Annotated in this window: 18 protein-coding genes; 16 read left to right on the top strand and 2 right to left on the bottom strand. The window is 45.1% G+C overall.

Annotation, left to right across the window (positions count from 1 at the left end):
* Positions 1-23: 23 nt before the first annotated feature.
* The 3 genes from JOJ89_RS18795 to JOJ89_RS18785 are packed head-to-tail and all read left to right on the top strand — an operon-like array spanning position 24 to position 2,245.
* Complete coding sequence (locus JOJ89_RS18795) at positions 24-1,151, top strand: MBL fold metallo-hydrolase (RefSeq protein WP_029566911.1); 1,128 nt, start codon at positions 24-26, stop codon at positions 1,149-1,151.
* 35 nt (positions 1,152-1,186) lie between these two features.
* On the top strand, positions 1,187-1,414 hold the full coding sequence (locus JOJ89_RS18790) for a sulfurtransferase TusA family protein (protein WP_029566910.1): 228 nt from the start codon (positions 1,187-1,189) through the stop codon (positions 1,412-1,414).
* 54 nt (positions 1,415-1,468) lie between these two features.
* Positions 1,469-2,245 (top strand): sulfite exporter TauE/SafE family protein, encoded by a 777-nt coding sequence (locus JOJ89_RS18785; protein WP_203288981.1) that lies wholly within the window; start codon positions 1,469-1,471, stop codon positions 2,243-2,245.
* A gap of 52 nt (positions 2,246-2,297) precedes the next feature.
* Here the strand turns inward: JOJ89_RS18785 and JOJ89_RS18780 are convergent, their stop codons facing one another.
* A complete protein-coding gene (locus JOJ89_RS18780; protein WP_320154642.1) occupies positions 2,298-2,657 on the bottom strand; it encodes a YidH family protein in 360 nt (119 codons plus the stop codon).
* Between the two features lie 197 nt (positions 2,658-2,854).
* On the opposite strand from JOJ89_RS18780, the gene JOJ89_RS18775 reads away from it, so the two are divergent.
* From JOJ89_RS18775 to JOJ89_RS18730, 10 genes are all read left to right on the top strand, one after another.
* Entirely contained in the window at positions 2,855-4,264 is a 1,410-nt protein-coding gene (locus JOJ89_RS18775; protein ID WP_203288979.1) for an MBL fold metallo-hydrolase, read from the top strand.
* A gap of 101 nt (positions 4,265-4,365) precedes the next feature.
* Complete coding sequence (locus JOJ89_RS18770) at positions 4,366-4,980, top strand: PH domain-containing protein (protein ID WP_029566908.1); 615 nt, start codon at positions 4,366-4,368, stop codon at positions 4,978-4,980.
* A gap of 1,162 nt (positions 4,981-6,142) precedes the next feature.
* On the top strand, positions 6,143-7,339 hold the full coding sequence (locus JOJ89_RS18765) for a hypothetical protein (RefSeq protein ID WP_203288977.1): 1,197 nt from the start codon (positions 6,143-6,145) through the stop codon (positions 7,337-7,339).
* An 85-nt stretch (positions 7,340-7,424) separates the two neighbouring features.
* The gene (locus tag JOJ89_RS18760) at positions 7,425-8,372 is read left to right on the top strand and encodes an SDR family NAD(P)-dependent oxidoreductase (RefSeq protein WP_203288975.1); all 948 of its coding nucleotides are present in this window, start codon (positions 7,425-7,427) and stop codon (positions 8,370-8,372) included.
* On the top strand, positions 8,338-9,282 hold the full coding sequence (locus JOJ89_RS18755; protein ID WP_242524632.1) for a lysylphosphatidylglycerol synthase transmembrane domain-containing protein: 945 nt from the start codon (positions 8,338-8,340) through the stop codon (positions 9,280-9,282). The genes JOJ89_RS18760 and JOJ89_RS18755 overlap by 35 nt, the downstream gene beginning before the upstream one ends.
* On the top strand, positions 9,269-10,744 hold the full coding sequence (locus JOJ89_RS18750) for an alkaline phosphatase family protein (RefSeq protein ID WP_203288963.1): 1,476 nt from the start codon (positions 9,269-9,271) through the stop codon (positions 10,742-10,744). Before JOJ89_RS18755 ends, JOJ89_RS18750 begins: the two co-directional genes overlap by 14 nt.
* Positions 10,741-11,505, top strand: coding sequence for a glycosyltransferase family 2 protein (locus tag JOJ89_RS18745; RefSeq protein WP_029284536.1), 765 nt, complete (start codon positions 10,741-10,743; stop codon positions 11,503-11,505). The genes JOJ89_RS18750 and JOJ89_RS18745 overlap by 4 nt, the downstream gene beginning before the upstream one ends.
* 74 nt (positions 11,506-11,579) lie before the next feature.
* The gene (locus JOJ89_RS18740; RefSeq protein ID WP_029284534.1) at positions 11,580-12,332 is read left to right on the top strand and encodes a hypothetical protein; all 753 of its coding nucleotides are present in this window, start codon (positions 11,580-11,582) and stop codon (positions 12,330-12,332) included.
* Positions 12,333-12,358: 26 nt separating this feature from the next.
* Entirely contained in the window at positions 12,359-13,276 is a 918-nt protein-coding gene (locus JOJ89_RS18735; protein WP_203288953.1) for an FTR1 family iron permease, read from the top strand.
* Positions 13,277-13,339: 63 nt separating this feature from the next.
* The gene (locus JOJ89_RS18730; protein WP_203288951.1) at positions 13,340-14,779 is read left to right on the top strand and encodes a hypothetical protein; all 1,440 of its coding nucleotides are present in this window, start codon (positions 13,340-13,342) and stop codon (positions 14,777-14,779) included.
* Positions 14,780-15,022: 243 nt separating this feature from the next.
* Here the strand turns inward: JOJ89_RS18730 and JOJ89_RS18725 are convergent, their stop codons facing one another.
* Entirely contained in the window at positions 15,023-15,688 is a 666-nt protein-coding gene (locus JOJ89_RS18725) for a haloacid dehalogenase type II (RefSeq protein WP_029566900.1), read from the bottom strand.
* 178 nt (positions 15,689-15,866) lie between these two features.
* On the opposite strand from JOJ89_RS18725, the gene JOJ89_RS18720 reads away from it, so the two are divergent.
* Genes JOJ89_RS18720 through JOJ89_RS18710 form a run of 3 tightly spaced genes read left to right on the top strand, consistent with a single transcriptional unit; the run spans position 15,867 to position 18,559 of the window.
* Entirely contained in the window at positions 15,867-16,679 is an 813-nt protein-coding gene (locus JOJ89_RS18720; protein ID WP_029284526.1) for an SGNH/GDSL hydrolase family protein, read from the top strand.
* Positions 16,669-17,586: an ABC transporter ATP-binding protein gene (locus JOJ89_RS18715; RefSeq protein WP_029284524.1), complete on the top strand. Its 918-nt coding sequence runs from the start codon at positions 16,669-16,671 to the stop codon at positions 17,584-17,586. Before JOJ89_RS18720 ends, JOJ89_RS18715 begins: the two co-directional genes overlap by 11 nt.
* Positions 17,579-18,559: an ABC transporter permease gene (locus JOJ89_RS18710; RefSeq protein ID WP_029566898.1), complete on the top strand. Its 981-nt coding sequence runs from the start codon at positions 17,579-17,581 to the stop codon at positions 18,557-18,559. The genes JOJ89_RS18715 and JOJ89_RS18710 overlap by 8 nt, the downstream gene beginning before the upstream one ends.
* Positions 18,560-18,563: the final 4 nt, after the last annotated feature.

Raw genomic sequence — 18,563 nt, 5'->3', positions numbered from 1 at the left:
TATACCTTAGGGGGTAATTGAACATGGCATTAAATGTGATGACAGCAAAAGACGTAACAAAAAAGGTATTTGATAAACAGCCTTTATTCATCTTGGATGTCCGCAACGAAAGTGATTTTCAGGATTGGAAAATCGAAGGCGAAAACTTCAGCTATTTAAATATCCCGTATTTTGATTTGCTTGATGGGGTTGAAGAGATACTAGATCAGATTCCGGCAGACTGTGACGTATTAGTCGTTTGTGCAAAAGAAGGATCAAGCATTATGGTTGGTGAAATGCTTGCTGATGAAGGTCTGTCTGTGTCCTATTTAAAAGGCGGCATGAAAGCCTGGAGTGAGCATCTCGAGCCTGTAAAAGTCGGAGACTTAAAGAACGGCGGCGAGGTTTATCAATTCGTCCGCATCGGGAAAGGCTGTCTTTCCTACATGGTCATTTCAGACGGTGAAGCAGCGATTATTGACTCAACCCGTATGACAGATTTATATCTCGAGTTTGCAAAAGAGAAGGGTGCAGCAATTGAGCATGTGTTTGATACGCATCTGCATGCGGATCATATTTCCGGCGGAAGAATCATCGCCGAGAAAACAGGCGCAGCCTACTGGCTGCCTCCAAAGGATGCTGGTGAAGTAACCTTTGACTATAACGCATTAGAAAGCGGAACAGATGTCACAATCGGCAGTACGACAATCAATATCCATGCCCTTTATTCACCGGGCCACACGATTGGATCAACTTCCTTCGTCGTTGATGAGAAATTCCTGCTTTCAGGTGATATTCTTTTCATCGATTCCATTGGGAGACCGGATCTTGCAGGTATGGCTGAAGACTGGGTAGGCGACTTGCGCGAGAGTCTTTATAAGCGCTATAAAGAATTGTCTGAGGATCTGCTTGTCCTTCCGGCTCATTTCATGATTATTGATGAGTTAAATGACGATGGCAGTGTTTCTGAGAAGCTAGGCGTACTTTTTGAAAAGAACCATGGTTTAAACATTGAAGATGAAAATGAGTTCAGAAAGCTTGTAACCGAGAATCTTCCTCCGCAGCCAAATGCGTACCAGGAAATTCGCGAAACAAACATGGGGAAAATCACCCCGGATGAAGAGCAGCAGCGTGAAATGGAAATCGGTCCAAACCGCTGTGCAGTAAGATAATCAGACTTTAAATTAACTCTAGGAGGAATTTTAAAATGGAAACAGCAAAAGTATTAGACGCAAAAGGTTTAGCTTGTCCAATGCCAATCGTCAGAACAAAAAAAGCGATGGCTGAACTTGAATCTGGACAGGTGCTTGAAGTACATGCAACAGACAAAGGGGCAAAGGCGGACCTTACAGCCTGGGCAAAATCGGGCGGCCACGAGCTTGTGAAACACGAAGAAGAAAACAGTGTCTTCAAGTTCTGGATCAAAAAAGGATAATAGAAAGGGAACCGGTTCAGGTTCCCTTTTTTAATAAAGGAGAGTGACTTACCCATGGACTTTGCATTTATTATCACTATTTTCTTAATCGGTTTTATCGGTTCATACATTTCCGGAATGCTTGGAATCGGCGGTTCAATCATAAAATATCCGATGCTTCTATACATTCCGCCCCTTTTCGGACTTGCAGCCTTCAGCGCCCATGAAGTTTCGGGGATCAGTGCTGTTCAGGTCTTCTTTGCGACAATCGGCGGTGTGTGGGCCTACAGAAAAGGCGGATACTTAAATAAGCAGCTCATACTTTATATGGGTGCAAGTATCTTAATCGGAAGCTTTATCGGCGGATTTGGCTCTAAAGCAATGTCTGAAGAAGGCATTAACGTGATTTACGGAGTACTTGCTTTGATTGCAGCTATTATGATGTTCATTCCTAAAAAGGGCATTGATGATATTCCTCTTGATCAAGTAACGTTTAACAAGTGGCTTGCTGCTGTTCTAGCAATTATTGTTGGTGTTGGATCAGGAATTGTCGGTGCAGCCGGGGCATTTTTACTTGTGCCGATTATGCTCGTGGTTCTTAAAATTCCTACAAGAATGACGATTGCTTCGTCCCTTGCAATTACCTTGATTTCATCCATTGGAGCAACTGTAGGGAAAATAGCGACAGGCCAGGTTGACTACTATCCTGCTCTGATTATGGTTGTTGCAAGTTTGATTGCTTCTCCGCTTGGTGCAATAGCAGGTAAAAAAATGAATACGAAAATCCTTCAGATCATTCTCGCTGTCTTGATATTATTAACAGCCGTGAAGATTTGGCTGGATATTCTTTAATAGAAAGAGCAGCAGATCATCGGTTGATTTGCTGCTCTTTTATCTTGCTCGATTAAATTATAAGGAAAAAGTAGAAAGTAAACCCAAGAATCAGCACAAGAATAATGATGGATAAAAAGATGACAATATGTTTAGAGGGCTTAAACGTCTGAGTATCGATCTGCTTCGTTTTTTTGATATAGTCATACGTCGAAAACAGGACAATCCCAATTCCTGAAAAAATGGAGACAATACCGGTAATAGTAGTTATGGCATCAGCCATATCAGACAGTTTTGACAAAAAAGTAAAATGAATATTAGTCATAAGAAACCCGATTCCGATAATGGCGATGGATGTCCGGATCCAGGCTAAATAGGTTCTTTCATTTGCGAGATGCTGCTGAATGTAATTAGAGCTCACTGTTTTATTCAATGGGTTCACCTCATTCATTTATCTTACCTTCATTAAATACTATATGGGGTATATATTCAACTTTTGAATTCTGTAAGAGTATGTCCATATTTATAAATAAAAAGCGGAAATCAGTTTAGATACAAACAGGTTTAGAAGAATGTTGACGAGGTAATATACATATACGGGTATATGTAAAATAACAAGGAGGCAATTCTATGTTTTTCCGTTCATTCTTTGATGAAAATCTTGCTCAAATGTCCTATTTTGTTGGATGCCAGAAGACAGGCGAGGCACTGATTGTAGATCCTGCACGCCACATATCTCCCTATTTGGAAACGGCAGCTAAAGAGGGTTTTCATATTTCAGCCGTAACAGAAACCCATATTCATGCCGATTATGTATCTGGATCACGAGAGCTTGCGAAAAAGACAGGGGCCAAGCTCTTTTTATCTGACGAGGGCGATGAAAACTGGAAATACGGATTTGCTGAAGAGTTTGACCACGAGTTTCTGAAGGATGGCTCTGTTTTCACAATCGGGAAAATCGAACTGAAGGTGCTTCATACTCCTGGGCATACACCGGAGAGCATCTCTTTTGTTCTTACTGACAGAGGAGGCGGCTCTGATGTGCCGATGGGGATTTTCACAGGAGATTTCGTTTTTGTCGGAGATATTGGTCGTCCGGATCTTTTGGAGAAGGCGGCAGGGGTAACCGGAACTGCTGAAGCAGGGGCAGCTGCCATGTATCAGTCCGTACAGAAGTTCAGGGAACTGCCTGACTTTATGCAGGTATGGCCGGCTCATGGAGCAGGGAGTTCCTGCGGAAAAGCATTGGGGGCTGTGCCGGTTACAACGGCCGGATATGAAAAGAAAAACAATTGGGCTTTTAAACTTGATAACAAGGATGACTTTATAGAAGAACTGCTTAAAGGCCAGCCTGAGCCTCCGAAATATTTTGCCCTTATGAAAAAAGTGAACAAAGAGGGGCCGGATTACTTGCGTGAAGCTGATATACAGGAGATGTCTGCTGAGGAACTGAAAAAGAATTCAGAGGTACAAGTGATTGACACAAGGCCATCTGATCTTTTTAAAGAGGGGCACTTGCCTGGAAGTCTTAATATTCCGTTTGGCAAAACGTTTGCAAACTGGGCCGGATGGCTTCTTGATTACAGCAGGGAAGCGGTGCTCGTGTGTGAGTCAGCATCTGTTGAACAGGCAAAAAAAATGCTCGAGTCGGTAGGGTATGATAAAACGGCAGCATATATAGAACCAAAAGGCATCAGTGAGATTTCAGACATGGAAACGTATGAAGAAGTCACCGCAGCCGAGGCAGCTGATCTGCTTAAATCAAACCCTGAAGACTATGCAGTGATCGATGTAAGAAACGCTGCAGAGTGGGAGCAGGGGCATATTCTGGAAGCAAAGCACATGATGCTTGGAACCATCCAAAAGAGAACGGATGAGCTCCCGGATGACAAAAAGCTGCTTGTCCACTGTCAATCAGGGGTGCGCTCCGCCATCGCCATGAGTGTTCTTCAGGCAGAAGGGTACAAAGATTCCATCAATGTTATCGGCGGTTTTTCTGCCTGGAAGGAAGCGGACCTGCCGTACTCAAAAGAAAGCTGATAAAGGGTATCCTGTCTGAAATCTTTTCATAAAAAACGGTTCCCAATCCTTCTGCCTCTTGTTAAAATTAGGGAGATGCTAAACAAGGAAGGATGAAAACCATGTTTAAAAAGATCGCTTCAGAAGCACTTGGCCTGTCAGATATCGGCACGATCATCAGCCCTCAAGACTTTGATAAAACAGATGCAGACGATTATGTAATGCATGAAGACAACGAAAAAATCTACTTCTTAATTAAAACAAAAGCAGACGAGTACTGCTTTACGAATCTTGCCTTTATCCATGTAGATGGTGCAAATGCTGTCTCTTCAAAGCGAACATTGAAACGCTATCCTTACGCACAGCATAAGTTTTCAGATGTCATGCTTGAAACAGCAGGCAAAATTGATATGGACGTTGAAATCAAGTTTACACTGGGCAGCCAGCGTTTTGACATTGACGTGCGCAAAGATCAAATTGAACAGCTGAAGGACCTGTACAAATCACTTCTTCGCATCGCTGAAACTACGCATGAGAATGCCATCTACATTGATATGGCGTCTCAAAGTCTTGATAAAGCGGTGAATGTACTGCAAAACTCAAGAACGGATGATACAAAGCTTGCTGATACATACAGAGATCTGACGGACTTCGGGTTCACATGGATGACATCTGTACGCGAGCAGTACCATATTAAAGATTTTGGCAGCGTGTTTGAAAAGTATATTAATAATTGATTGTAATAAAAGGCTGGGAAGTAACTGTTTCAGCCAAGAAAGAACCGGACTGGAATTATAGCTAGTCCGGTTTTTTATGTTAAAACGACTAAGAATGTTCCCGATTTTATGGTGTCATAAGCCGTAGTGCTGCCACTTTTACCAAAGATGTACGATGGTTAGTGGCGTCATTCGTTGTAGTGCCGCCACTTTTACCAGGGATGGATGATGGTTAGTGGCGTCATTCGTTGTAGTGCCGCCACTTTTACCAGGGATGGATGATGGTTAGTGGCGTCATTCGTTGTAGTGCCGCCACTTTTACCAGGGATGGATGATGGTTAGTGGCGTCATTCGTTGTAGTGCCGCCACTTTTACCAGGGATGGATGATGGTTAGTGGCGTCATTCGTTGTAGTGCCGCCACTTTTACCAGGGATGGATGATGGTTAGTGGCGTCATTCGTTGTAGTGCCGCCACTTTTACCAGGGATGGATGATGGTTAGTGGCGTCATTCGTTGTAGTGCCGCCACTTTTACCAGGGATGGATGATGGTTAGTGGCGTCATTCGTTGTAGTGCTGCCACTTTTACCAGAGATGGACGATGGTTAGTGGCGTCATTCGTTGTAGTGCTGCCGTTTTTACCAGAGATGGATGCACGTTTGTGGCGTCATTCGTCGTAGTGCTGCCACTTTTACCAGAGATGGATGCACGTTTGTGGCGTCATTCGTCGTAGTGCTGCCACTTTTACCAGAGATGGATGCACGTTTGTGGCGTCATTCGTTGTAGTGCCGCCACTTTTACCAGAGATGTACGATGGTTAGTGGCGTCATTCGTTGTAGTGCCGCCACTTTTACCAGAGATGGATGATGGTTAGTGGCGTCATTCGTTGTAGTGCTGCCGTTTTTACCAGAGATGGATGCACGTTTGTGGCGTCATTCGTCGTAGTGCTGCCGTTTTTACCAGAGATGGATGATGGTTAGTGGCGTAATTCCACGTAATGCCGTATGTTTCATAAGGAGTGGCATCATTTTTTTCGGAATTTTGTTTAATCAAATCGACCAGACTGATGCTTTAAAACCTGTGCAAATAGTCTGAAGTGTGTTGACAATGAGAATCGTTCTCCATTATAATGACGAAGTACTTATTGAAAATCATTATCAACAGCGATAAACAGGGGGAAATAACATGTCACTTAAGTGGACGATTTTATCAGCGGCTCTTGCATCAGCTCTTATCATCAGCGGATGTTCAAAAGATTCCGCGTCATCAAATGAAGAGAAACCGGCTGCAGAAGAGAAAGCAGGCAAAGAAGAACAAGTGAAATCAGATACAGATAAGCAGGCTGAAATGGAGCCTGAAGCTCTTGTGGCCTCTTATAAAGAAGCAGTTGCAGAACTGGATAAAGCAAAAGAAGACAAAGAAGTGGACTTTGCAAAAGTAGAAGAAATCTACATATCCGACCTTCAGCCGCTTGTTAAAAAGCGCGATGAGGAATTCGGAGAACAGGTTGACCAGACGCTGACAGCTGCACTTGCAGCCGGCAAGAACGAAGAAATGAATCCGGTTGTTGTAAGACAGCTTTTTGATAAGCTCATGCAGAAAGAATTTTTCCAGACGGTCAGACACGAATTTGCTGAAATCGATGAAAACTGGGGAAATAAAGAAGAAGTAACGGAAGAATATGAAGAAGCAATGACATTCTACAGTGTTCTTGAAGGAACCGTTGAAAAGCGCGATGCCGCCTATGAGTCAAACATGCAGGAGGTTATTTCAGGCGGGTTCAGCGAAATTCAGTCAGCCATTGAAAATGACGACAAACTTGCTTTTTCACTTGGAAAACAAGTAGTTGATAAAACCTTGATGAAAACATTCTATTATGCAGTAGGCGCTGTGCCGAACGGCTATGCAACAAAAGCGTCAGAATCAGCGAAAACGGATGAAACAGAAGCGATGATTCAGCAGTCAGAAGGATGGGCTTTCTATCAGTCAGTGTATCCTTATCTGCAAAAGAATGCGCCTGAAGAAGCAGACTACATCCTAGGCCAGCTTGATCTTCAGACAGATGCGAAAAATATTGATGCTTACAAAATCAACAGAGCGTTCGTACGCGGATTCGGCAAGATTGCCCTTCATGAATATGAAGAAAGCAAAGAAGCGTTCGGTGAAGAAAAAGGAACAGTTACAGCCATCGAGGGTGCTCTTTTCATCAACATGATTGAAAATGACATCAAAGAAATTCTTGGCGAAGAAGAAACAGCGAAGCTGACTGAAAATGCTAATAGCTATCTTGAAGCTGCAAAAGCAGGCAACAAAGAAGAAGCAGACAAATATATGCCTTTACTTGAAGAGAGCTTAAATAATCTCATTCAGAAAGCTCAATAATATGGTATAAAAGAAGAAGCCTTGTTTGCAGACAAGGTTTCTTCTTTTTACGATGAGAATGGATGATGAGGAGATTAATGCAAATATGAAAGTACTTATAACAGGAGGGGCAGGTTTCATTGGAAGCCATCTTGCCATCCGCCTTTTAAAAGAGGGCATGCACCCGGTTTTGATAGATCATCTTTCCGAGGAACTGCCCCATGCGAGAAAAGAATATCAGCTGAAGCAGGTATTCAAAACCGGGCCTGCCGTTTATTATAATTGCAGTTTCCTGGAACGCGAAAAGGTTTCTGTCATCATGGAGAAGGAAAAGCCCCATGCTGTCGTTCACCTGGGAGGACTGGCAGGGGTCATACCTTCCCTTAAAGATCCTTCTGCTTATATTAAGACGAATATCGACGGCACAAACAATGTGCTTGCCTGTGCCGCTGAACAGAATGTGAAGCATGTGATCTTTGCTTCTTCTTCATCCGTTTACGGAGAACAGGCAGGGCTTCCGCTGTCAGAGGATATGGCGACAGGAAGGGTTCTTTCCCCGTATGCTGCCTCCAAAGCAGGTGCAGAGGCACTCTGCCACTCTTATCGCCACATGTATGGCTTTCAGATGAATATCCTCAGATTCTTTACCGTATATGGACCGTGGGGAAGGCCGGATATGGCGTTTGCCACTTTCATCCGCAAGCTTTTCCATAATGAGCCGATTACTATTTACGGACAGGGTACAGGCCGTGATTATACGTATATTGATGACATTGTGAGCGGCATTCTGCTGACACTGAAATCAAAAGAGAGTGACGTGTACAATCTTGGATCAGGCCGGCCCGTTTTAATGAGTGAGGTAGTGGATGAGATCAAGCATCACTTTCCGAATGTGACGCTGCTGCAAAAAGAGGCAAGGACAGGTGATGTGACGTCGACCTGGGCGGATGTCTCAAAAGCACGGGCGAAACTGGGATATGAACCAGCTGTGTCTTTTAAGAAAGGATTTGAGGAAACTGTTGCCTGGGCAAAAGAGCATTCGGACCTTATTTAATCTGACAGGCCTCATTCTTGTAGGCTTTTTTATCTTTATCAGCCTCCGTGTGTTCCATCCGGAGTTAATGATAGGCCAGTTCCAGTCTCTCCTGCAGCGTCCGAACGTCCTGATTGCGATCACCCTTTTGTACGGGACTGCCTTTATTTTACGGGCAGCTGCTTGGAAGCTGTATCTCAAAAATCGCGCTTCATTCAGAAAGTGTCTCGCAGGCCTGCTTTACAGCCTGTTTGTCAACCATTTATCTCCGGTAAAAGCAGGGGACGCAGTGAGAGCAGCTGTTTTTAAAGGCGACCGGAATGTATCTCTTGGGCAGGCAGCCCACTCTGTGGTTGTGCTGAGGCTTCTTGACATGCTTGTGCTGAGTGTGTTTGCAGGGGCTGGCTTTACTGTGCTTCTTGGCGGATTTGGCCTGAATGTTCCGCTTGTCATTTTGCTGGGCGTTGTTGCAGGAGTCGGGCTTTTGCTGCTGGGGCTGAAATTTCCTGAGTTCCTCCGAAAGCAGACTCTTCAGCTGAAAGAAGGGCTTCACGGTGTGAGGGGCATGGCAGTCATATGTTTAATTATTGTGAGCTGGGTGCTTGAAGCGTTCGTTATATTTGGTGTTGCTGCACCTGGAAGCTTATCCTTCCTTGAATCGATTTGGGTGAACAGCGTGACGGTTGCAGGACAGGTATTTCAGGTGACGCCGGGCGGGGTGGGCACTTATGAATCGGTGATGACAGCGGCCCTCGTTCAGACAGGTGAAGCCGTCCAGGAAGCCTACGGATACGCAGTCATCAGCCACGTGTTTAAATTTGTCTTTTCATATGCAGGCGGTCTGGCGGCATTTCTTTTGCTGCCGCTTCCGGTGAGAGAACTGACAACATTCATGAAAAGAAAGGAGAGGGATCGGATTGGAAAAAGCTAAACAGGCTTCATCTTTTGAGAAAATCGCTGCATGGTGCTGGAATTTGCTGAATGAAGGCAAGCCGTTCACGCCTATTTTTGCAGCAGGTTCTTTTTTGCTGTTTCATCTTGGTCTTTTTGAAGATGTCCGTTTTTGGCAATCGTTCGCAGGTTCGCTGCTCGTTGTCATTCCATTGCTTATTATTTATTATCTCTATGATTTCCCTCTATTTTTAAGGAATTATTTGTGGATTCCGTTCATTGCGTATTTGCTTATGTTTGATGCAGTGAATCTTGGCCTGCTCTTATTTGCTGCCGGTCTTTATTTCTTTTTTACGGTCTTTTTCTGGGGCACGTTTTATTATCATCTTCGGATTGGGACGTCCTGGACTAACTTTACGCGTTTCTGGAAGCTTGTGTTAAAAAACAGTGACTCCACAAGCGGAAATGCACAGGAGCAGCTGCCGAAGCTGGCACTTGTTCTTTCCGTCTGGAGCTATGCGTTCAGCGTTTTATACAATGGCGGAACGTATGCAGATATTGCTGCCGGGCAGCTCATCATTTTGTATGGGGGTCTGCTCATTTATACCTTTATTCTTCATCGGAATCTGTTCGACTGGAAGCCGAAGCCGATTTCCACATATACAGATAATGCCGAAGTACCTGAAAAAGGCTTGAATGATAAAGTAGTTGTCATTGTCATCGACGGAATGAGAAAGGAACGGTTTGAAGAAGCTGATACCCCTTATCTCGATTACCTCCGCAAGAACGGAACAGAGTATGCGAAGATGGAAACGGTGTATCCTGCACGAACGGTCGTGTGTTTCTCATCCATGTTCACCGGCACATACCCGTTTGAGCATGGCATAAAATCCAACATGGTGTGGAGATTCGGAGTGCGGACAGAAAGTATTTTTGATTCCTTGCGCAAAGTGGGGAAAAAGGGGAAAATGCTTGCCGTTGCCCACCTTGTGGACGCATTTGGAAAAGACGTTGAAACCTTTACCGCCGTCATGAAAAATGATGTGGTTGATTATAAAATCATGGAAAAAGCAAAGCAGATTATGGATGAGCAGGATCCTGAGCTGTTCATCGTCCAGTTGATTTCAACAGATCAGACAGGCCACAGCAGAGGTGTATTATATGACGAGTATCTTCAGAAAATAAAAGAAGCCGATCATCTCGTAAAGGATTTTATCGGACACCTTGAAAAATCAGGAAAAGCCGAAAATACGACGTTTATCATCTGTGCGGACCACGGCCAGGCCGATGGCATCGGCGGTCACGGCCATCTTGATGAGGGAGAGCGGATTGTGCCGTTCTTCATGTACGGCCCATCCATTGCCAAAGGCAAAGTGGTGGAGGAAAAACACAGTCTCGTATCGATTGCGCCTACCCTTTCCTATCTGCTAGGCGCACCATTTCCATCGCACAGCAGGGGACCGGTGCTCATGGATGCCGTTAAGAAAGGATCAGATCAATGAGAAAACAGAAAGTAATCGTATTTCTGCCCGCATACAACGAAGAAAAATCCATCGCACCTGTCATCGAATGTGTTCCCCGGAACATTCATGAGAATGTGGACGTTGAAATTCTGGTTATTGACGATGGTTCAACAGACGGAACTGTCCGTGTCGCAAAAGCGGCAGGCGCTGATCATATTGTATCAATGCCCCGTAACGGCGGCCTCGGGGCTGCGGTCAGAGAAGGCCTTGCGCAAAGCTTTCGATTAGGGGCTGATATCTCTGTCATGATTGATGCCGACAACGAATATCCAGCGGATGAAATTCCAAACCTCTTGGAACCGATATTTGCAGGAGAAGCAGACTACACAATGGGTTCGAGATTTTTAGGAACGATAAAAGGGATGAAGCTTCATAGAAGGCTTGGCAATTACTGCTTCACCCTCCTTCAGTCGCTTCTATTAAGAAGGTGGATCTACGACGGGCAATCAGGCATGAGGGCGTTCTCCCGCCAGGCAATGGAACACGCTGAAATCATCCATGACTACAATTATGCCCAGGTCATCACACTTAACCTTGTCCGCAAAGGCTTCAGGGTAAAAGAGGTGCCGATCACCTATCAAGTGCGGACAGAAGGTCAGTCATTTATTAAATTCAGAAAATACATGTCGTCTGTTCTGCCTGCCATCTTCAAAGAAATGACGCGCCCGGTCAGAAAACCGGCCATAAAAAGAGATGCACATGTTTTGCCGCTTTTTAGAGAAAATAAAAAATGCTCCTAGAGTATTTTTTATTTTCTCATTTTTTATTGACAATAAAAATGAGAATCATTATCATTGTTTAGGGAGGGAACATAATGAAAAAGACTTTTATCCTGCTTTTAGCACTAATACTACTCAGTTTGCCTGTACATAACAGTGTTTCTGCTTATTCCTACGGTGATCCGAATGAGGAAAAGATCGCAGAAGCTTATAAAAACATGCAGGTTCAGCTCGACGAATCTCCTCCTGATTTTGCTGAGGCAAAGAAGATTTATGAAACAGTTCAGGAAGAAGTGGATATGCACATGGGCGCTGAGCCTTCAGAAGCAATCCTTCAGAATATAGAAGATAAAGACAAAGAACAGCTGGTTCAGAACATGGAGAAGCTTCTTGCCATGAACATCAGCCGCCGCCTTGAGAACGTAGACGCGAATTTTAAAGATTACGATACAAGCAAACGCCTGCTTGCAAAAGGCTTTGCTACTTACGAAGCTTTGTCGCCGCGCATCGCAGAGAGTGACCCTGAAATGGATCAGCAGAACAAAGATGAATTCAATAAAGCTCTAAAATCTCTTGGAAATCCGGGCCTTTTCGGTGTCGGAAAAGCAGATGCAAGCCAGGATTCGTTTAATGAAAGCAAAGATGTTATTTTAACGAACCTGAAAAAAGAATTTGATATAGAAGATTTTGAACAGGGACACTTTACAAGCGGAGAGGAAGAATCGACCGCTTCAGAGACAACGGACTGGACAGATCTTGCGAATTTAAAAAACTGGATTCCAATTCTGCTGCTCGCAGCAGTGATTGCGGCCGTTACAGTATTCACCATCCGGAGAAGAAGAAAGTAGCCGCATTATAAAGGGGAGGGTATAGTATGCAGCTTCAGGCTTTTTTAATCACATTCCGCGAAGTACTTGAAGCCCTGCTGATTGTAGGGATTATCACCACTTATTTAAAGAGAATAGACAATGCAAAGCTTGTGAAATTTGTCTGGCTTGGTGCAGGTCTTGCCATTTTCGCAAGCTACCTTGTGGCATTGCTTTTCCAGGTCGTCTTTACCGGCTTTTCGGCGATGGGAAGCGAAATGTACCTGAAGATATCCATCATCTTTATATCCTCCATTCTTTTAACGCAAATGGTTTTCTGGATGGCTGAACACAGCAAAAACATCAAGTCCTCCATTGAGGGGAAAATCAGTCATTATATTTCTGCCGGTAGCATCATCGGCATGGTCATGCATTCCTTCCTTGTTGTCCTCCGCGAAGGTGTAGAAACGGTCTTCTTTTTCGCAGCCATCACGGGCGGAAACATTGGAGCGGCTATGCAGGGCTGGGGTGCTATATCGGGGCTGCTCACAGCATCTGTTGTCAGCTATTTATTCTTTAAAGGAACAATGAAGATTTCACTTAAAGCATTCTTTAGAATTACGGGGGCTTTCATTGTCCTGATCGCTGCGGGTTTGTTTGTCCAAGGTATTTCTATCCTTCAGGATTTAAAGATCATTGGAAGCGTCATGCCTCATGTGTACAACATTACTTGGCTGCTGCCGGAGCATCCAATTGATTATGCGCACTATCTGCGCGATCACGGCACAGCACCGCTTTTATCAGGAGATATCGGCATCTTCCTGAAAGCATTTCTTGGCTATTCATCCATGCCTTCTCTCGAGGAAGTCATCGGATACCTTGGCTATTTTGCTGTCATTTATATGCTGCTGACAACTAAGAAGCCTGTAAAGAAAGAAAAAGAAGCATCCAAAGAAGTATTGAAGCCTGAGGCACGTTTAGGCTAAAAAGCGCAAGGCATATGCCTTGCGTTTTTTATCGTTCAGTATCCAGCAGAGGAGAATGCAATAATGAGCAAAAACATCACGACAGCCGCCGCCTTTTTTCTTCTGGCTGCAGTCTTCAGCTTACGGTTTTTATACAGCAGCACCTATGCAGCAACCTGGGATCAGGTTGACTTTGCCCTTGCACTTGAGAGATATGATCTTCTTGCCATGCAGCCGCATTTTCCCGGCTATCCTTTTTTTATCTTCGGAGGCATGCTTGCTAACAGCTGGATAGAAAACCCTGCACAGGCGCTGTCTGTTTTTAACGGAATCATGACACTTGCTGCGAGCCTGCCGGTTTATCTGCTTGCAAGGCAGTATGCCGGACGTCTTCCATCACTTCTGGTTGTGGCGGCCTTGCAGACGAACACGTACCTCTCTATCCTTTCAGCTCAGCCGATGTCAGAAGGAGCGGCAATCGGGGCGCTGTGGTGGTATCTATGGGCGGTTCACCGTGCCTATCATAAAAACAATCTGACGGCACAGCTCCTGCCGCTTCTTTTTTTCAGTCTGTTAATGGGGATCAGGCTCTCGTATGCTCCGTTCGGACTTGCCATCGTGCTCCTGTGGATTCATCAGTACCGAAAAGGAAAAGGTTTTAGGGAGCTTGCGGGCCTTGCTGCGGCGGCCATTCTGTTTCAGGGAGTGTGGCTTGCTGCGCTTATACTCAGTGAAGGGAGCATAAGCGGTTTTCTAAAGCTTTCCATGGGATTTGTTGCAGGTCACTTCACTTCTTGGGGAGGCGCTGTCACGGAGTCAGGAGAACCGCTCCCGTCCAGACTTTACCGGCTGACTGTCCACAACGTTGTGTTTACAGGCATGTTTGCCGGATCGCTTCTCCTGCTTGTGGCGGGTGCACTAGCTGGGGGCTTGCTGCTGATCAGAATCCGAAAAAGTGCATTCAGGGAGTATTGGTCGATCAACAAGCTGCTGCTCATCCTTGCCGGCGCCTATTTTATCTGGAATCTCTTCGCGCAAAATATTGATAAACCGAGACACTCGTTTCCGATTGCCATGCTGCTGCTTTTCAGCCTTTTTACAATGGCTGCCGCAAAATCTGCAAAAGCTCAGTATGCCCTTATTCTGTTTGCCATCCTTCAGTTAGCGGTAAGTGTTCCCATTCTAAAAGAACAGGTCGAAAAAAAACCCGCCGTCTATCAGATGGCGGAATACCTTGAACAGCAGCAACAGCCGCTGATTGTGTATACGTGGGAAGAAACCCGGGTGCTGCAGTATCTTTCCGTTCCCTATGACCATAAACGCTTTTACACATATCCATACTTCAAAAAAGACATCTCCTACCAGAAAGACAAAGAGATCTATCTGACAGGCGAGCTTGTCGACGGATTTAAGGAACAGGGAGTGGACTTATATCCCCGGCTTGAAAAAGTAAAAGAATTTCATTCGAACTTGCTTTTTGATCCTGTATACGGGGAGATTGAACTTTATAAATTGAAGGAATGATGGGTGGGGTGAGTGCAGCTGATGAGGTTTTCTTACCCTCGCAGATCGAATTACAGTTTGCGAGGGTAAGCAAAGTAGATTTGCTTACCCTGGCAGTTCGAATAACGGTTTGGGAGGGTAAGATAGGTTGGTTTGCTTACCCTGGCAGATTGAATAACGGTTTGGGAGGGTAAGATAGGTTGGTTTGCTTACCCTGGCAGATCGAATAACGGTTTGGGAGGGTAAGATAAATTGTCTTGCAACTCATCTCCACTCCAAAATCCCTTTCAAATCTTCGTAAATACTATGCGGCTTTACCCCAAGCTCTTCTGTGGGCATGCCTCCCCGGTTGATCCAAGCTGTCTGGAATCCGAAATTTCTGGCACCGGAAATATCCCATCCGTTTGATGACATGAAAAGCACGTTTTCCCGCTCGACCCCGAGTTCTTTTAATACAAGGGTGTAGGAAGCAGGGGAAGGTTTGAATTGCTTCGCATGATCAACACTGATAATGGCGTCAAAAAGAGGCGCAAGTCCTGACTGTTCAATGAGGGGATCCAGCATATCATGGGATCCATTTGAAAAGACAGCCAATTTTTTATCCGATAGGCTCCGCAGAACCTCTTCCGTTTCCGGGTAGCATTCCAGCTTTTTATATTCATTAATAAGTAGCTCTTCTTTTTCAGGTGAATTCTCCAGATGAAGCGAACGAAGGGTGTATGACAGTGCGTTTCTTGTGACGGTCAAAAACGTTTCATAGTTGCCCATAATCTGCCGCAGGAAGGAATATTCCAGCTGCTTTTGCCGCCATATCCTGCTGATCTCTTCTCCTCGTCCATCATAAAGTTCATCTGCTTTTTTCTTTACGGAATGCACATCAAAAAGTGTGCCGTATACGTCAAATACACAAGCCTTTATTTCATTATTCATTGGCGTCTCCTCCTATTACTGAGCCATACCCGTTTTTTTACTATACACAAACAGGGAGAAAATATGGCGAAAGCTTGAACAATGGTCAAATTTGTCCAAAATGGAACGTACTCAAAGTTGCACTGAGCTTCTGTTTTCATGTAAATTGATGGATAACACGTAAGGAAAAGGTGATCGTTTGAAACCAACTGCAGCAAAGTTTATCGGCATTTTATCCGTGCTGGCAACCGCTTTATGGATATTTGGACTTGGATGGACGATTCAGCATTATTTTTTCAGCGGGCCGGCTGCTAATCTTTCGCCCGGTCAGAGTGAAAAGGAAGAAGTAAGCGCTTCGAGCGACGGGGAGTATCAGATTGTCGCGCTTGGAGATTCTCTAACGCGGGGAACCGGGGATCAGTCCGGTAAAGGATACATCGGCTACATGATGGATGAGCTCGGAGAAAAGACAGACAGAGAGATTAACCTGTCTAATCTGGCTGTAAAAGGACAAGTCTCAAAAGACGTCATAGGTCAGCTCCAAAAGCCTGAAATCAAGAGGCAGCTCCGCTCAGCGGATACGATTGTCATGACGATTGGCGGAAATGATTTGTTCCAGGGCGGCCAGGCGTTGGAAAATCTGAACGCTTCTGCAAATGAAGCGGCAAGAGAAGCGTATGTAAAGAATCTGGATGCCATTTTCAGCGAAATTCGCGAAATAAATAAGGAAGCCGTGCTTTATTATGTCGGTCTCTACAACCCGTTTAATGATCTTGAAGATGCAAAAACGACGTCAGCTGTTGTCAGACAGTGGAATTTTGAATCCGCAGAGACGGCAGCGAAATACCCAAACGTCATCATGGTTCCGACGTTCGATTTATTTGAGCAGAACGTGAATGACTACTTGTACAGCGATAAATTTCATCCTAACTCAGAAGGCTATAAGCTGATCGGAGAGAGGCTTTCATCATTGATTGTGTTCAGCGGGGAGGAGAAGCAGGATGAGCAGTAAGCAGACAACGCTCGCAGTGACAGATCTTAAAAAGAAAATTGGACGGAAAGAGATCATTAAAGGCATTTCATTTCAGCTGCAAAAGGGAGAAGTATTCGGCTTTCTCGGACCAAACGGAGCAGGAAAGACAACGACGATCCGCATGCTTGTCGGGCTCATTAAAGCAACGTCAGGAAAGATTACAATTTGCGGCCATGATTTAAAGACGGATTTTTCAAAAGCCATCAGTCATATCGGGTGCATTGTGGAAAACCCTGAACTATATCCTTACCTGACAGGCCGGGAAAACCTTCAGTATTTCTGGCGCATGGTTCCCGGGCTTCCGAAGGAAAGGATACAGGAAGTGGTGGACCTTGTCGGACTGCAGAACAGAATTGACGACCGCGTAAGCACGTACTCCCTAGGTATGCGCCAGCGCCTTGGTATTGCCCAGGCTCTTCTTGGCAAGCCGGATGTACTCATTCTTGATGAGCCGACAAACGGCCTTGATCCGGTGGGCATCCGGGAAATGCGGGAATTCATCCGGTTCCTAGCAGAAGAAGAAGGACTGAGTGTTCTGGTATCCTCTCATTTGCTCAGTGAAATTCAGCTGATGTGCGACAGAGTGGCGATTATATCTAAAGGATCTGTACTTAAAGTAGACACAGTAGAGCACCTCCTGTCAGAGAAAGAGAGAGTCATCTGGAAGCTTGACCCTCCTGAAAAAGGGAAAGAAGTGCTGGCAGCGGAAACAGCCATCCTGTCAGACTTTGATCAGCAGATTGTCACGTATCATGAAGAAGAACATATCCCGGACTGGAACGGGAAGCTCGTTTCAGCTGGTGTTAAAGTGAAAGAAATCCAGGTTAAGCTTCCTACTCTTGAAGACCTGTTCATTGAACTGACTGAAGGTGAAACCATTGATTAATCTTGTCTACAACGAAATGATCAAAATCATTCGCAAAAAGCGGCTCTTTATTATCGCAGGAATTCTTGCCGTCCTGGTTGGCCTTTTCACCTATGCACAAATGAAAGAAGCACAACAGCTTCAAGAAGAACTTGGGACCACAGACTGGCGCACTCAGCTGCAGCAGGAAATTATCAATGCCCAGAACCGGCTGAGTTCAAGCGGAATTTCAGCTGAATGGAAAAAATATTTGCAGATCCGAATGGAACAGCAGCAATACTACCTGGACAATGACATCAATCCAAGTGCGCCGGGAGCACCGACGTTCATGAGGATGTTCGCCGAAAATTCCATCGATCTCCTGCTGCCGCTCATGGTCATGGTCATTGCAGCAGACCTTGTCTCGTCCGAAGCGAACAGAGGCACCATTAAACTGCTGTTGACAAGACCTGTGAAAAGGTGGAAGATCCTTCTGAGTAAATACATCACCCTGCTTTTGTCCATATCGTTTATTGTTCTTTCGCTTGGGGTTCTGTCTTACCTGATATCTGGAGTCGTCTTCGGATATGGCGGGTGGACAATGCCTGTGCTGACCGGATTTACCGTGACCGGAGAAGAACTGAACACGGAAAATGTTCAGCTCATTGACCAGTGGCAGTATATCCTGATGGAGCTTGGGCTCGTATGGTTCGTCGCTGTCGTCATCGGCACGCTTACCTTTACCCTGTCCGTGCTCATGAAGAGTACGGCATCCGTCATGGGCGTCATGCTCGCAGCACTGATTGCGGGAGCGATTCTTGCCAATATGGTTTCCTCGTGGGAATCAGCGAAATACTTGTTCATGGTCAACTTGAGGCTCACAGACTACGTAGCCGGAATGGCTCCGCCAATCAGCGGGATGTCGCTCGGATTTTCAATGAGTGTCCTCGGCGTATGGGCCGTGTGCGGCCTCATCGTATCGTTTTTTGTCTTTTCGAGAAGAGATATTTACTAAGAAA

Origin of the sequence: Metabacillus sp. cB07, assembly GCF_016839225.1 — a bacterium.
In the GTDB taxonomy this organism is placed as follows: Bacteria; Bacillota; Bacilli; order Bacillales; family Bacillaceae; genus Bacillus_P; species Bacillus_P indicus.
The sequence above is the reverse complement of the archived record's forward strand: the minus strand, read 5'-3'. Positions and strand labels throughout refer to the sequence as shown.

Bases quoted from the DNA above. Each gene is read 5' to 3' on its own strand.
- JOJ89_RS18735 (WP_203288953.1), top strand. From the start codon at position 12,359: ATGCAGCTTCAGGCTTTTTTAATCACATTCCGCGAAGTACTTGAAGCC.
- JOJ89_RS18725 (WP_029566900.1), bottom strand. From the start codon at position 15,688: ATGAATAATGAAATAAAGGCTTGTGTATTTGACGTATACGGCACACTT.
- JOJ89_RS18745 (WP_029284536.1), top strand. From the start codon at position 10,741: ATGAGAAAACAGAAAGTAATCGTATTTCTGCCCGCATACAACGAAGAA.
- JOJ89_RS18770 (WP_029566908.1), top strand. From the start codon at position 4,366: ATGTTTAAAAAGATCGCTTCAGAAGCACTTGGCCTGTCAGATATCGGC.
- JOJ89_RS18760 (WP_203288975.1), top strand. From the start codon at position 7,425: ATGAAAGTACTTATAACAGGAGGGGCAGGTTTCATTGGAAGCCATCTT.
- JOJ89_RS18730 (WP_203288951.1), top strand. From the start codon at position 13,340: ATGAGCAAAAACATCACGACAGCCGCCGCCTTTTTTCTTCTGGCTGCA.
- JOJ89_RS18775 (WP_203288979.1), top strand. From the start codon at position 2,855: ATGTTTTTCCGTTCATTCTTTGATGAAAATCTTGCTCAAATGTCCTAT.
- JOJ89_RS18795 (WP_029566911.1), top strand. From the start codon at position 24: ATGGCATTAAATGTGATGACAGCAAAAGACGTAACAAAAAAGGTATTT.
- JOJ89_RS18740 (WP_029284534.1), top strand. From the start codon at position 11,580: ATGAAAAAGACTTTTATCCTGCTTTTAGCACTAATACTACTCAGTTTG.
- JOJ89_RS18790 (WP_029566910.1), top strand. From the start codon at position 1,187: ATGGAAACAGCAAAAGTATTAGACGCAAAAGGTTTAGCTTGTCCAATG.
- JOJ89_RS18765 (WP_203288977.1), top strand. From the start codon at position 6,143: ATGTCACTTAAGTGGACGATTTTATCAGCGGCTCTTGCATCAGCTCTT.
- JOJ89_RS18785 (WP_203288981.1), top strand. From the start codon at position 1,469: ATGGACTTTGCATTTATTATCACTATTTTCTTAATCGGTTTTATCGGT.
- JOJ89_RS18715 (WP_029284524.1), top strand. From the start codon at position 16,669: ATGAGCAGTAAGCAGACAACGCTCGCAGTGACAGATCTTAAAAAGAAA.